This window comes from uncultured Gimesia sp. (genome assembly GCF_963976445.1).
GTDB lineage: Bacteria > Planctomycetota > Planctomycetia > Planctomycetales > Planctomycetaceae > Gimesia.
On the sequence record NZ_CAXBKP010000007.1, the window covers coordinates 25,819 to 38,670 of the forward strand.

The following is a 12,852-nucleotide window of genomic DNA, read 5'->3' on the forward strand; positions in this document are numbered from 1 at the left end:
TCTAACTTGTAAGAAGCCATGCATCCTCCGATCAATAGTTGGCAATCTCTTCCCGTAGCAGACATTCAATCCACGTTCGGCGGTTTCACTAACTGGGTCCTGTGTGGCGGACGGTCAATCGACTGGATCCTCGGAAAGACAACCCGAGAACATGGTGACACAGATATCGGAGTTTTTCGGTCGGACCTTATCGCCTGCCTGAACTCGATCGACCAGCAACGCGTCTACCTGTGCGACCCGCCGGGACAGCTATTAGCATGGGATGGAATTTCTATTCCAGAGCACGTGCATGACATCTGGATTACCAACGCCGACTATGGTCATTGGACGATTCAATTAATGATCTACGATGACACCCCCCCGATACGGTCATCTATCGACGCGATTCACGAATCACCTGGCCCAAAAGCGAACATGCGATTACAAGCCACGGGATCAGGGTGTTAAACCCGATTGTAACGCTCTTATTCAAATTACATCGGCACGATTTACAGGAAAAAGACTGCCTCGACGTTTCTACTTTGATAGATGCCTTTTCCAACAATCGCTTTTACCTTGACCTTTTTAGAAAGTTCTAAGCAAATGTGGTTTTTCAATACCAAAGCGCTGATCTGTGCCTTTGCCGGGTTTGCTGGATTTTTAATCGCAAGCAAGTTCAGTGACAGCCGTGAATTGGCGGTGTTGGTCGCCATCATTTCTGCGATGCTGTTTGATGTGGCGTTGCGCTTCTTCAATGATGAGACAGAGAATCCCAGCATCAATCCCGAATCTGGCGGTCATATCTGGTTCGCCCCGATCTGGGTCGTCGGGATCATTATGCTGATCCTGCTCGGCTTGTCGCACTTTCGTCTTATTTAGCTGGGGATCTTATTATGATTCCCAGCTTTGAGACCAAGACTTTGAATTCAGCTGTTTAAATATCTCATTGACATACCTAGAAATAATCATTCATCCACAGCAGTTTTTCGCTGATATTCATAAAAAGGAACATTTTATCCCTTATTTTGTGTGATTCCATTCGGGTCCGAACACTACTCTGTAGCGAAAGGATCAAAATGGACCTGACACAACTGATTGAACTCTATCGTGGGCCGCTCGTGGGCCTGATTGCTTCCTGGGGGGCTCCCTGGGTTGATGCGAAGGAAATTGCGCAGGATAGCTTCGCAGAAGCGTATCTGAATCGCGAATCCTGCCGCGGAAACTGGGAACAGCCTGAAGTCTTTGGGGGTTGGCTGCGTGGTGTCGCCCGCAATCGGCATCGCAACTGGGCCCGCAGTCGTAAACGACGGCGAAATCATATCACATCCGTCGAACCAGCGGTTCTGGAAGCAGTAGCGGCACCATCGGATGTTGATTCCTCTCCTGATCTAGAGAAACTACGAGCCGCGATTACGCAACTCCCCACCAAACAGCGACAAGTGATATTGATGCATTATCTGGAAGAAACCAGCATCAAAGAAGTCGCGATCTTACTGGCGATCAGCAATAAGACCGTTGAAGGACGTCTCTATCAGGCGCGTCGGACTTTACGACGGATGCTAGATGGAAAAGTTTCCTCGTCTCAAATTGGAAGGATGTTGTTATGTCTGTAGAACTTGTATCCGAATCCGACTTGAGAGCGGCACTGCGTCCCCATCAAGTTGACGCAAACGAATTTGAAGCAGGTATCCGCGTCCGAATGGAAGCTGGTGTGGTACCACTCCAGGACGACTTTTTGAACGTGGATGATCCAATGCTGACAATTGCCGCCACATTCATCCCCTGTCCTCTGATCACGGGAGGCAAGATTGTCGGTGGAGGGACCAAGCTCTCTTCTCTGACGCTGGCGCAAAAGCTGCTGGGTTATGCGGCGTTACCCGCGATCAGCTTGTTTCTATTAATTGGCGCTACTTTTTTCAGTGCCCGTAAAATTCACAAAGTGCAGCAAGAGAATCAATCCGACATCAACGACGCACAGGAAATGCAGGCAGCCGCTCAGCAATGGTGGCGATCCCACAGGTTGGGCGCGTTCACGGTATTTGCAGCCGTCCTCATCCTGCCGATGATCGGAGCGACGTGGCTGCTCTTCCTGCTACTACTGGCTTCCTTCGGCTTACTGCTGTATTTCCTTTCCAGCTTTGCCCGATACGGGATCGGTAATCGACTGCTGATCGCACAGTCCTGTCTGTCAGGCTTACTTCTGCTCAGTATGACAATGCAGAATACTTACGGAGCCCTAAGCGGGATTCATTTCGTTGATCAAAAACTGATCACCGCAGTACTTCTTTTAGGCACGTTGATCCTGCTGCCGATTGTGATCACCAGCATGGCACGCCTGGGAGGGAGAGCGGCATTCGAGTCGAAACAAAAAGCTCCCCATTGGCTCGTTATACTCTGTTCGTTCCTTATCCCTAATGTCCTCTTCCTGATTGTTCTTTACCCATTTCGCAAACCGGTTGATAACCAGCCCACGTTTTTCGGCGGATACGGCTGGTGGTTTTTTGCGATCATGATCGCCGTTCAAGTTTCTGCTGTGATTTGGGCGATTGTTGGTCGTTTCAGAAAAGCACCTGTTGCGCAACACGTGGCACGTGCTGAATGGATACCGGGAGTCCTCTATGTCTGCATCACTCTTCCGTTTCTGCTTTGGCTCTCAAATACGATCTGGTGGCCTGCGACACCAACACGAATTCTGCACTACGTGGAAGCATTCGAGCAAGGGCCTTACCCCTCGATTACTTTTCGTCACTGGGAGATCCCGGCGCGCTGGACGATCGAACAAGGGCTCCATCCGGATCTGTCCCGTGCCCGTAAGGTGTTGGATAACGAAATCGCCACCGATCAAGATCTGTTAACCTTTACTCTGGGCAGTGCCTTCCGGGTAGGGCTCGTGCGCCCCGATCAAATAAAAACACTTCCCGATATTGAACAAAAATGGCAATCGCTGCTGCCCGAAACCAGCTCTCGGAAACCACGGCGTATTACCAGTCTGAATCAGTACGCCTGGGTCTTCTATGCCCTGGCTGAAAGCGATCAACTCTCATCTGAAGATCGGGACTTTCTGGAACAGAGATTACTCGTCACTCTCGAAAATCCTGCCATCAAAACGTCCGACATGCTGGAGACCGCCCTCCTGGTAACACAGTTACTGGAGGTGATCGATCGCCCCATCAACCGCGACCGATACCGCGAGCAGGTCCATGGATGGCTGCTTGAGTTTCACAGCACGCAGACGCACTATTACCAGATCGCCGGTGGCTTCGAAAAGCATCAAGGCGTGTCAGCATCAATGCTGGCAACCTCAGATGCGGTCGAATTGATGCAAATCTATGGAGTTCCCGAGAATCTCGATTTGAACTGGGTCCGATCGTATCTGCGCCCGTTGTATTTTCGACCTACCAGCGATAAATGGATCGCCGCCGTCACACTCGATCGGCTGAATAATTTGCCCGGCGTGGCTCAACCGACTTTATTCGAATGGCTGTACTACGAACGCAGCCTGCTCGCAGCGATGTTACTGGTCGTGCTGTGTGTTTATGCCACGCTCTCTTCACCGTTGCCGCCGATTGAGACAAAGACGTTGGATGTTCCTGAAACAGATTGAAGCAGATTTTAGTAGCAAGCCGGGATATTGAAACTATAATCAGATCATAGTTTTTTGTGACGGCTGACTGACCAGTTCACGTATTGCAGGACTGATTCAACCGTAGTCGGCCTGCAAAATGTACTCTCATCTCATCAGGAGCAGTCACATGTCTTTCACACCCCGATTCAAACAACGAAAAACACTCGTCATCCTCGTCGTCTTGGTTGCAGCCCCTCTGCTGGCCACATTGAATGCAGAACAGATTTCTCGCGAGTCTGTGTCCACTGAAACAAAACAGGGTGGCGAATCAAGTGACCCTTTTGGCTTAAGAAAGCGTTCCTCAGCCGCATCTCCATGGGCCGCTACGGGACGACAGACGAATTCTCAGAAACCATCGCATTTCTGCTTTCCGACGGCGCCCAATACAGTACCGGTCAAAACATTCGTGTTGACGGAGGAATTACACGATCGGTCTGACTTAATTCATTTTTCCTGATTCAACTTTAGCGTATCACCCTGGCAGCGTCTGAATCATCAGAATGATTGCAGAGACGCAAGATCACACTGCTTCTATCGTTTTGACTTCGTATTCGAAGCCACCGAGCACGCTTGCCAGTACGTTATAAATCCAGGCGAAGAAGGCAAAAAACAGAAATCCGAAAAGGCCCATGAATACGGGACCAAACAGATAGAAAATCCCTACGATTTTCATTGGCCCCTCCCCAAACAGAATCAGTGGGATTCCGATGAGTGTGTAGATGAACCCAAACAGGACATAAATCGCAGTCATAATTTTGCTTGATTGAAGAATGGAAATGCGAACGATTTGCTGTTTCATAACTTCTCCTCCAAAGATTAGGTTTCTCACACCAAATTCATCGTATCAATACTCTGAATCTGCCTTCCATTCACTGTGAACGCATACAGGATCTAGCAGGATCATTTTTTCTGAAGAAAATCAAGGCATTTGCGGCTTCAACGGATTGCTGCTACCTTTTTCTACAGGATAGAGAGCTGCATGTTCTTCCATACTGGCGATCAAGGCCCTCATCAATCGTTTAAGCTTCTTCGGTTCCGATTTCGCCAGATTGTTCTGCTCAAAGGGATCTTTAGCAAGATTATAGAGCTGATAGTGTGAGCCTTCAGATTCCTCGGAAGGGACGTAGTGGTAGATGACTTTCCAGTCACCCATGCGATATGTGGTAAAGTAACTACTACGGTGCGGCGAATGGGGATAGTGCATCAGGAACTCTTCCTGCCGCGATTTATCTGGTTTGCCGAGCAGGAGTTTGTTGAGGAATTTTCCATCCACTATATGCTTCTTTGGTATTTTCACCTCGGTAATATCGAGAATCGTGGGAAACAGATCCTGAACGGCAGCGACTTGCGGCTGAATCACACCAGCCGGTATCGGCAGCTGTTTCTGAAACCGATTATTGGGATTCGGTTTGGCCCAGGCGGCGATGAACGGCACCCGCATGCCTCCTTCGTAGTGGGCCCCTTTCTTTCCACGGAGCGGCGCGGCACAAGCGACCTCGTGTTGATGTCCCAGCGGTGCATCCGAGCCGTTATCTCCCAGGAAGAAGATCAGCGTATTTTCAGCGACGCCAAGCGCATCAAGCTGATTCATGATGTCGCCCAGCGATTTATCCATGCCTTCAATCAACGTCGCGAAGGCCTGTGCCTTTTTCGACTTTCCCGAATCCTTATAATGTGCGGCGAAACGGGGATCGGAATCAAAGGGGGCGTGCACCGCGTATTGTGACATGTAAAGATAAAACGGTTTGTCCGCTTTAACAGCACCAGCGAGTGCCGCATTGGCTTCGATCGTGAGCGCTTCCGTCAGAAAGATATCAGTGCCATGATATTTTTCCAAATGCGGGACCGCGTGGTGAGCACGTCGCGTGCCGTGACCAAATTTCTTCTCTCCATAATAACTGCCCGGCGCACCGAATGAAGCACCGGCGATGTTGACATCAAACCCCAGATTGAGCGGCTCCGCTCCCGGAAACCCATCTGCACCGAAATGCCCTTTCCCGACATGAATCGTGCGATAGCCTGCTTTTTGCAGCAGACGCGATAATGTGACATCGTCTTTCTTCAAACCTTCCCAATTCCAGTCGGGTGGCCCCTGTGGTCCTGCGTTGTTTTTGGCAGGGTTGATCCAGTTCGTCGCACGGTGTCGAGCCGCATTCTGGCCGGTCATAATTGAAATGCGTGTCGGCGAACAGACACTCATCGCATAAAATTGATTGAAACGAATCCCCTGCTTGGCCAGCCGTTCCATACTGGGGGTAATATAATAATCATTGAGCGGGTAGCGTTTCGGTTTTCCTGCTGCGTCGGTCAAAAAGGGAACCGAAGTATCCATCACCCCCATATCATCCACCAGGAAGACCACGATATTCGGATGCGACTGCGTTTCGTTTTGAAAATTCGCAGCCTGCACTGACACAGCCAACAGAAACGGAATCAGACAGAAAACAGCAACCCGTTGAAAAACGCGTGAGAAATGGGAACTCATAATGTGATGCACTTCCTTTAACCGAGATCGCTTTGTTAAAACAGGATTCAAACCGAAGCCGGTTTGATCTCAATTGAATATAACAAGCCGAACCCGCTCATGTCTAATGCAGTCGTAAAAGATCTCCCTTCCTTAAAGACGTTGATCAAAGTCAAGTCGCTGTTTCCCTTTAACGCAATTAGCGGAACGACGTCAGGAATCAGTCCCACGACGAATTTTATAAAATCATATTTTCCATTTGACAAACTAGTTTTACTTGAGTAAATTGACACTAGTAAACGACAGGCACTACAAGGAGACACGGATGAATTCCAAACAACTGGGGCGCGTGCAACTGCAGATCATGCAGGTACTCTGGGATCGGGGCCGCGCTAATGCGCGCGAGATCACCGATGCGCTCAACAAAAGCAATGAAATCGCACATAGCACCGTCCAGACACTGTTGCGACAACTCGAAGCCAAGCAAGCGGTCGCACACGAAGTCGAGGAACGCACGTTTGTGTTTTATCCTCTGATCAAAGAAAACAAAGTCACGCGGCAGGCCACGCGCGATCTGATCAATAAGATCTTCGACGGCTCCGCAGCCGGTCTGGTCGCCTACCTGATCGAAAATGAGAAAATTCCCAAGTCGGAATTACAGCGGCTTCGCAAACTGATCAACGACGAGCCGTAACGAGGCACTCAACACCAGCGGGAGAACAACTCATGTTTGATGCAAAAATCGCCGATTTTGCTGTTCATGTTCTGCTTCAATCTACAGTCCTGATTACAATCGGCCTGCTCGCTGTACGTCTCTATGGACGACATAAACCAGCCGTCCAATCGGTCATCCTGCGGGTCACGCTGATCGCCGTCCTGTTCTGCCCGCTCGCCTCTCTGACATTGAGCAATATCGGCGTCACCGGTTATGCGTTACTCCCTGCCTGGGAAACGCAACAGCTCGCTCAATCAGATAGTACAACGATTCCCCAAGCTGCAAATTCACTGCCGCCTGTTGCAAACGAAATGTCTGTAAGTCGGATCCATGATACCAACGGGATGCCTGATATGAATCGACTCCCTAAAACAGACCTTGACTCGACGAGTATCCCCCTCGCCAGGGATACAGAGACCGACCTCACTACCCAAACCGTTCCTGTAGAGGAGTCACTTTCCAATCCCGTTACTGCAAAACGTGCAATACCATTCGTGGGCTGGATCGTCTCATTGATCTGGGGCACGGGAATTGTTTTTCTGCTATTCAGACTGATTCGTGCCAATCTCCAGATCGCACGACTGTGTCGCCACAGTCAGACAGCGGACGCGGACGTACAGAATCTTTGTCGGGAGACATCAAAAACGCTGGGTTTACTCCCACCGGACGTCAAAACATCGCCATCTGCCCATTCCCCCTGTCTAATTGGTATCTGGAAGCCGGTGATTCTGCTACCCGAACAGAAAACATTAACAGAGCCTGTCTTACGCGATATTTTTCTGCACGAGCTGGCACATCTGGCCCGCCGCGATTGTCTGTTCCATCTGCTGGCCCGCATCGCAATTTCAATTCTGTTCTTTCAACCGCTGATCTGGCGACTGTCACGTCGTCTGGAACTCATCGCCGATGATCTATGCGACGATTACGTCATCCATTATGGGTCCGGGCGCAAGAGCTATGCGAACACGCTCGTCGATTTTGCAGAACAACTCCCATCCCCCCCGCTTGCTATGGAAGCGGGGCTAGCCATGGTCTCGCTGCGTTCTTCGTTGAGCCGCCGGATTCTGCGGATTATGGATTCTTCGCGATCATTGACGCTCCGTTTACCTGCAAAGTGGGTTGCCTTGATCGTAGTACTGGGAATCACCGCCACAGCCAGTGCAGCTCTGATTGTGAATGCCCGGACTGAGTCAGTCTTTGAAAACGAAACCAGCCATGCAGTGACACAATCTAATCAAGGCCACACCGTTGTCGTTGCAGCAGAAGCGGTTCCGCAAACCAGCTCTGAGAAGACTGCTAAAAAGACATCTTCCAATGCTGACAATAAGAAGAAAACCGATGCGATCACAAAATCGGAACACCGGTATCAAGGACGCGTCGTTGATCCGAACGGTCATCCGGTTAAGCAGGCAACCATCAACTACATTCGCTGGGACAATCCCGATAAACGAATTCTCGCGACCACGAATGACCAGGGGCAGTTTAAATTTACCATTCCCGCTTCAGATCAGCTTTATAAAGTGCTCCAGAAAGGAGGCACGTTTGTGGCACTGGCGGACGGTTATGGTCCCGCTTCGAAAGGCGCTTATTATTGTGAAATAACAGGAGAATTGCGCGAAGCCGTGCTGGAGCAGAATTCCAAATCCCACGCCCCCGCTGCGATGCTTAAACAGGCTCGAAAACGGATTCTCAATGGTACATCCACATTTCAACTTGTGGCAGACGAAATTCCCTTAACAGGTCGGATCGTCAATATTGAAGGACAACCGGTTGCGGGCGCGAAGCTGAAAGTTGCCACTCTGATGGATGGAGGCGATGCGGGGCTCGATGCCTGGGAAAAAGCAGCTCAAACAGCAGGGACCGACTATTATCAGTTACAGCCTCTTATTCTGAGTCGTCTTGGAAGCGAAGTTGGTGGTCAGACACTGAACTACCTTCCCACGACGACCACCGATCAAAACGGACAATTCACTCTCAAAGGGCTCGGCCGTGACCGGATCGTTAAGCTTCTGGTTTCCGGCTCCGGTATCGCCACCAGTATCGTTTACGCCCGGACCCGAAAGGGAAAGGCGATAGAAATCCCCATGGAATCACGCAAGCCCTCGCTGAGAAAAATCACCTATCACCCGAATTCATTCACGCATGTCGCCGGACCATCACTGCCTGTGGAGGGAGTGGTCAGAGATTCCAAGACCCAAAAACCGCTGCCTGGTATCACTCTGCAAAGTTATCATCTGGCCGGCCATCGCATGTCCGGCTGGACCGAGGGCATTGTGCATACGGTTTCCGACAAAAAAGGACGGTATCGACTGGAAGGTTTGCCCATTGGGAAAAATGAAGTTCTCTGCCTCTCCCCGCTCGATCAGCCCTATCTCATTTCCAAGTTTGTCGCGGAGACCGAGGCAGGTGGCACCCCACTGCAGAAGAATATTGAACTCACACGGGGAATCTGGGTGGAAGGCCGCGCGTACGACAAAGATACTGACGAACCGATTGAAGGTGGGCGCGTTGAATACTTCGTATTCAGTGATAACCCCTTCAGAAAATCGATCAAAACCCCCTTAGGCCACCACTCAAGACGTTATCTACTTCAACCTGACGGAACCTACCGCATCCCGGTTCTTCCCGGTCGAGGTATCGTCACGATGATGGCCGATGATCACATGAAGTACCAGCGAGGCAGCGGAGCAGAGAACATTAAAGGCAGATACAACCATACGTATGCATTTCCTACAGTGCCTTACATGTTAGCGGCAATGAACTTCCACATCTTAGCAGAAGTAAATCCCACGGAAGATGCGAAATCCATTCAGCTCGACTTCCCCTTTGAGGTCGGACGTTCTCTAAAAGTGAAGGTTGTTGATCAGAACGGCAAACCGGTTCAGGGGGGACAATATGTGGGATTGATGGACGCATTCCACTCCTGGCAATCATTCAATGGAGACGAGCTGGAAATCAGAGGGTATCGTGACGAGAAGCCACGCCGGGTGCAGGTATTTCACGAAGGACTAAAGCAGGTCGGCTATCTCTTTATTCAAGGGAATAATCCGACCAACTTGATAATCAGACTGGAACCCTGGGCTGAAATCACCGGCCGCTTCGTAGACGCATCTGGCGTGCCCCAAGCCAGAGCCCAAATCGGGAACGTCTACGAATCAATGTTAGACAATCCAGAAATTGTGTCGCTGCCTCCCAATATTAAAAAACAAACTGGGAATATGATGGGCTTTGACACGGATGAAAACGGTCGGTTTACGATCACCGGTCTGGTGCCTGGAAAAATACACCGTATCAGTGCCTCGGAAACCCGCAAGAATGGCAACGGCTACTATCTGGGCGATTTTGCGATTGATCCCCCACTCAAGCCAGGCGAAGTTCGTGATCTGGGAGACATCCAGTTCAAATCTGAAGGAGCCGAATAATGGAAAGTACACTTCAGGCAGAGAAGCCTGCTAGTTCAATCCGCTGGCGTGAATATCGACCGACTAAAAAAACGCCCTGGAATCTGCGGCGTGTGGTTCACCTGCATCGTCGATCCGGGTTTGCGGCAACGTGGAATGAACTCCAGCGCGATCTGCAGGATGGACCCCAGGCGAGCATTAACCGCGTGATGAATGGGACCACGTGCGAAAAAACCTATCCTGAGGACTTCGAACGTATGTCTGCCAGCATTGCTGAGGAGGCAGTTCGCTCAAATCAACCTGATCGTCTGAAAGCGTGGTGGTTGTTTCAAATGCTCTTCACGACTGATCCGTTGACGGAAAAGCTAACGCTGCTCTGGCACAATCACTTCGCCACCAGTAATCACAAACTGGAAGACCTGTCGCTGATGAGACAGCAAAACGATCTGTTCCGCAGTCTGGCACGGGCGCCGTTTGGAACACTGCTCACCGCCGCCCTGCACGATCCGGCGTTGTTGCTCTGGCTGGATGCGCCTTCCAATCACAAAGGGCACCCCAACGAAAACCTGGCACGTGAATTATTGGAACTGTTTACGCTGGGCTTCGGCAACTACACCGAAACCGATGTCAAAGAAGCGGCTCGAACACTGACCGGCTGGACGGTGATCGATGACCAATTCTCATTTCGTGCTTCCCAACACGATGCCGGTCAAAAGACGATTCTCAACCAACGCCGTGCCTGGAAAGGTGACGAACTCGTTGAACTCTTGTTAAATCAACGCGGCACAGCGCAGCATCTGGCAGAACGGTTATGTCAACTGTTTCTCGGAGAAGAAATCGCTCAGCCGGAAGACATCGACACTCTGGCCGATGGACTGCAAACACACAATCTGGATATCGACTGGGGAACGGAAACCATTCTCCAGAGTGAACTCTTCTTTTCGGATCAGAATATTCGCCAGCGTGTCACAAGTCCAACCGAGTTTATCATCGGCGCGACGCGTGCTTTAGAACTGGTTGATCCGCCGCCGCAAACCATGATTCTGGCAGACTGGATGCGCAAACTGGGCCAGGATCTATTTTATCCCCCCAATGTCGGAGGCTGGAACGGCGGCAGGGACTGGTTGAGAACCAGTGCGATCATCAGCCGGGCCAACTTTGCTGCGGGGCTTTCACGCGGTCAATTTAACGCAAATCATACACATCTGGACTGGTCCAGCTTCGCCGCGAAACACGGACGTTCCAGTATTCCCGAAGATTTTGTGGCGTTCCTGGCCGACCTGCTGTTTGGTGGTGAACCCAATCCCGGCTGGATCGAAGGTATCGTCAAAACCGTTTCGTCAGATTCCCATTCCCGCGAGGCCGTGCTGAAACAGGCAGTCGCCACCGTTCTCGCATCGCCTGAGGCACAACTCAACTGAAGGAGTCCTCTATGTTGACACGTCGCCAGTTTTTAGACACTTCGTTCCAGTCAACGTCGATCCTCTCGCTTGCTTCCTCGGTCCCCTGCTTTCTCACACGTTCGCTGCAAGCCGCCGAGAATAAAAAGAACAACGGGCGTATCCTGGTCGTGATCGAACTTAACGGAGGCAACGACGGCCTGAATACGGTCGTCCCCTTTACTGATGAGAACTATCGGAAGTATCGAAAAGCATTACGCATCTCAGAATCAAAGGTTCTGAAACTGAATCCGGAAATCGGCTTACATCCGGCCCTGAAAGATGCTGCCAAGCTGGTGGAAGACGGACGACTGGCGGTCATTCAAGGCGTCGGCTATCCAAACCCGAATCGCTCTCACTTTGAAAGCAGGGGCATCTGGCAGTCAGCACAACCCAACCCCAAGGCGCACGGCGGTTACGGCTGGCTCGGACGTGCCCTCGATCAGAAATCAAATCGGGCTCAAACGTTCGCCGACGCCATCTGTCTGGGTGACATTGATCCGCCTCAGGCGCTCCGAGGACGTCAATCCACACAATCGACGATTCGAAACCTCGCAGAACTGCAACTCGATTCGCAGTCCGTCAACGCCGATGTTGGTTCTGACAAAAACACAACAGACGATCTGCGGCAGTTTGTTCGCCGACGGACAGTCGACGCACGCGCCACAGTCGAACGCATTGCAAAACTGAATAACGCCAGCCAGACGAAAACACGTTATCCCCAAAGTGGTCTGGCAAACCGACTGAAAGATATCGCCCGGCTGATCCGAGCCGAACTGGAACCGCGCGTGTACTACACGGTTCAATCGGGTTACGACACACATATCAATCAGAAACTCAATCATTATCGACGCCTTTCAGAATTCAGCGGCGCACTGAATGCGTTCCTCAACGATCTGCGTGACTCCCAACTGGACGAGCGCGTGTTGGTGCTGGTTTTTAGTGAATTCGGACGGCGAGTGGCAGAAAATGATTCCCAGGGAACCGATCACGGCACCGCCGGCCCGGTGTTTCTGGCAGGCCCGGCGGTCAAAGCAGGACTGCACGGCACTCCTCCCGACCTGGCCGATCTGCAAGATGGTGATCTCAAAATGACCACCGATTTCCGTAGTGTTTACGCCACGATCCTCTCAAAATGGCTCGACATCAATCCGCAATCATGTCTGCAGGGAAACTTTGCAGCCATGGATTTATTGCAATCGTAATCACTGCGTGAGCTGGCATCGAAA

General features: G+C 51.0%; 11 protein-coding genes. 9 read left to right on the plus strand and 2 right to left on the minus strand.

Annotated elements, in window-relative coordinates; all coding sequences use genetic code 11:
- The first annotated feature begins 18 nt into the window (after positions 1 to 18).
- The 5 genes from AAC022_RS09770 (at position 19) to AAC022_RS09790 (ending at position 4,042) form a co-directional block, all read left to right on the plus strand.
- A complete protein-coding gene (locus AAC022_RS09770; protein ID WP_339730477.1) occupies positions 19 to 447 on the plus strand; it encodes a hypothetical protein in 429 nt (142 codons plus the stop codon).
- 81 nt (positions 448 to 528) lie between these two features.
- Complete coding sequence (locus tag AAC022_RS09775; protein ID WP_339730479.1) at positions 529 to 858, plus strand: hypothetical protein; 330 nt, start codon at positions 529 to 531, stop codon at positions 856 to 858.
- A gap of 197 nt (positions 859 to 1,055) precedes the next feature.
- Complete coding sequence (locus AAC022_RS09780; RefSeq protein WP_339730481.1) at positions 1,056 to 1,592, plus strand: RNA polymerase sigma factor; 537 nt, start codon at positions 1,056 to 1,058, stop codon at positions 1,590 to 1,592.
- Positions 1,583 to 3,583 carry a hypothetical protein gene (locus tag AAC022_RS09785; protein WP_339730483.1) on the plus strand — a complete coding sequence of 667 codons (2,001 nt, stop codon included), beginning with the start codon at positions 1,583 to 1,585 and terminating at the stop codon, positions 3,581 to 3,583. The genes AAC022_RS09780 and AAC022_RS09785 overlap by 10 nt, the downstream gene beginning before the upstream one ends.
- Positions 3,584 to 3,919: 336 nt before the next feature.
- Entirely contained in the window at positions 3,920 to 4,042 is a 123-nt protein-coding gene (locus AAC022_RS09790; RefSeq protein ID WP_339730484.1) for an SDR family oxidoreductase, read from the plus strand.
- Between the two features lie 82 nt (positions 4,043 to 4,124).
- Here the strand turns inward: AAC022_RS09790 and AAC022_RS09795 are convergent, their stop codons facing one another.
- Both AAC022_RS09795 and AAC022_RS09800 read right to left on the minus strand, forming a co-directional pair.
- Positions 4,125 to 4,403, minus strand: coding sequence for a hypothetical protein (locus AAC022_RS09795; protein WP_339730486.1), 279 nt, complete (start codon positions 4,401 to 4,403; stop codon positions 4,125 to 4,127).
- 120 nt (positions 4,404 to 4,523) lie between these two features.
- Positions 4,524 to 6,089, minus strand: a complete 1,566-nt coding sequence (locus AAC022_RS09800) for a sulfatase (protein WP_339730489.1) — start codon at positions 6,087 to 6,089, stop codon at positions 4,524 to 4,526.
- Between the two features lie 304 nt (positions 6,090 to 6,393).
- Here AAC022_RS09800 and AAC022_RS09805 point away from each other — a divergent pair, with 304 nt between their 5' ends.
- From AAC022_RS09805 to AAC022_RS09820, 4 genes are read left to right on the plus strand one after another with little or no spacing between them, the layout of a single operon-like run.
- Entirely contained in the window at positions 6,394 to 6,762 is a 369-nt protein-coding gene (locus AAC022_RS09805) for a BlaI/MecI/CopY family transcriptional regulator (protein WP_339730492.1), read from the plus strand.
- 32 nt (positions 6,763 to 6,794) lie between these two features.
- A complete protein-coding gene (locus AAC022_RS09810; RefSeq protein WP_339730495.1) occupies positions 6,795 to 10,205 on the plus strand; it encodes a M56 family metallopeptidase in 3,411 nt (1,136 codons plus the stop codon).
- A complete protein-coding gene (locus tag AAC022_RS09815; protein ID WP_339730497.1) occupies positions 10,205 to 11,605 on the plus strand; it encodes a DUF1800 domain-containing protein in 1,401 nt (466 codons plus the stop codon). The genes AAC022_RS09810 and AAC022_RS09815 overlap by 1 nt, the downstream gene beginning before the upstream one ends.
- Positions 11,606 to 11,616: 11 nt before the next feature.
- Positions 11,617 to 12,828 carry a DUF1501 domain-containing protein gene (locus AAC022_RS09820; RefSeq protein ID WP_339730499.1) on the plus strand — a complete coding sequence of 404 codons (1,212 nt, stop codon included), beginning with the start codon at positions 11,617 to 11,619 and terminating at the stop codon, positions 12,826 to 12,828.
- Positions 12,829 to 12,852 lie beyond the last annotated feature (24 nt).